Origin of the sequence: Photobacterium lucens (assembly GCF_009873615.1) — a bacterium.
Classification (GTDB): Bacteria; Pseudomonadota; Gammaproteobacteria; order Enterobacterales; family Vibrionaceae; genus Photobacterium; species Photobacterium lucens.
In genome coordinates this window covers 1-1,693 of record NZ_SSMG01000244.1, presented here as the reverse complement: position 1 = coordinate 1,693, position 1,693 = coordinate 1, and the positions used below count along the sequence as shown (strand labels likewise).

General features: G+C 33.1%; 2 protein-coding genes. Both read right to left on the bottom strand.

Features of this window, described 5'->3' with window-relative positions:
• Positions 1-7 precede the first annotated feature (7 nt).
• Complete coding sequence (locus E5A76_RS10665; protein WP_107166073.1) at positions 8-502, bottom strand: hypothetical protein; 495 nt, start codon at positions 500-502, stop codon at positions 8-10.
• A complete protein-coding gene (locus tag E5A76_RS10660) occupies positions 492-1,307 on the bottom strand; it encodes a winged helix-turn-helix domain-containing protein (RefSeq protein WP_053988684.1) in 816 nt (271 codons plus the stop codon). The genes E5A76_RS10665 and E5A76_RS10660 overlap by 11 nt, the downstream gene beginning before the upstream one ends.
• Between the last annotated feature and the right edge of the window lie 386 nt (positions 1,308-1,693).

The following is a 1,693-nucleotide window of genomic DNA, read 5'->3' as shown; positions in this document are numbered from 1 at the left end:
CACTTTCTTATTCTGCTGATAATGTTTCAAACTTCACGGCGATCATGCGTTTAACAGGACTATCTAACATGACTAGTTTGTAGTGACCATCAAGTTCTTCTTCAACTTTTACGGATTTGAAAAAAGATAGTTTTCGATTCGAAAAAATATGTTTTTTATAACCAAATAAGTCGTCTTCATTTTTAATATCAAAATCAGTTTCTTCCTCATTTAAACTAACGTCATACAGTCCTTGTCCTTTAGCAATGAACTCCCCTTTTGCATAAGTTTCATTCACCACATCTAACCCTGCACGTTTTATTTCACTGATTGCTTCAAAATTATTGTCATTAATCAGAATTTCCATAAATTCCGTGCTAACAAATCGACCATCAATAGTGATATAACGTGTGACACCGCTAACAATAAAGTCACTCTTTTCCAATAGATGAAAGGCAATAGACGAGCACATTAGCGTCAAGCCGAAACACAGAAAATAGCGACTCTTATCTTTAATATGCATAATTATTTAATTCCTTTTTAATAATTTTCACAACCTGATCTGTTTTTAAAGATGACTGCAATAGCACGACTAAATTAATGGGATCGGAAGATGGCCGAATAATCACAATCGATAATGTGTCTTTTGAAGAAGCGATAATTAAACGTTTTAACTTACCACTAGCGATTTTTTCATCCACAATATCCCTTAAGTTAGCTGATAGCCATTCACCATTTTTTTTGTTATCACAGTAAATCGTTAAACTGGCAGCTGAAAAAATTTTAGTAAAAGGGTGCCATCCAGTTGAGCGCGCATGCTTCTCTGTCAATAAAAACGGAAAACAAACGGCAATAATCAGAGATAAACAACCAATCGCAATATATAGATGATTGCGATTACGTTTGCGGCGAACATCTTGCGAAATATTTGTGTTCAGCACATCATCACAGCTCTCTTCTACTGAGGTTATGTTCACTTCAGGATCGTGTTCAACAACATCAACAGACGGGCTTTGCCAAGATACAGCTTCACTTTCAAGTTTGTAACCAACCTTAGCCACTGTTTTTAAGTGTTTTTGCTCTTTACCGTTGTCTTCAATCAAGTTGCGTATCGCACTGATCGATTGTGTTAAAGAACCTTCTGAAACATGCTTTCCAGGCCAAGCGCCTTTTAATAAATCTTCTTTTGTTAAAATTCTCCCCGCTTCTCTACACAGCATCAGAATAACAAGATGGTCGTGATAACCAATCCTTCTTTCTTCATTTGTTAGGGAATCAATGACTAATGGGTGTTCTAAATCTATTAACCAGTGCTTAATTTTGTACATTAATTAACCTTCAACGTTTTACCAATAAACCCATATCGATCCGCAATATATGTCCACTAGATAAAAACAGTTTATTTTTAATAATTTATTTGAAGTAATCCATTTTATTCACATAAAGCGCAGTGAATTTAATAACTAAATTTCGCTTCTCAATGCAAACAAATCAATGAGATATGCACATTACTATATACAGCAAAAACATCAACATAAAATAAAAAAAACTAAAACATAACATCTTATAAATTAACTAATATTTCACAAATAAAAGATATTTTTAGACCTAAATTTTTCGAGTAAATAAAGCTACCTCTGCGTAATTACAGCAGATCAAGTACTTTCAAATAAAACTAATAAATACCTAAAAAAAACATCAAAATATATTCAAC

Coding starts and splice junctions, on each gene's coding strand:
- E5A76_RS10665 (WP_107166073.1), bottom strand. CDS start 502: ATGCATATTAAAGATAAGAGTCGCTATTTTCTGTGTTTCGGCTTGACG.
- E5A76_RS10660 (WP_053988684.1), bottom strand. CDS start 1,307: ATGTACAAAATTAAGCACTGGTTAATAGATTTAGAACACCCATTAGTC.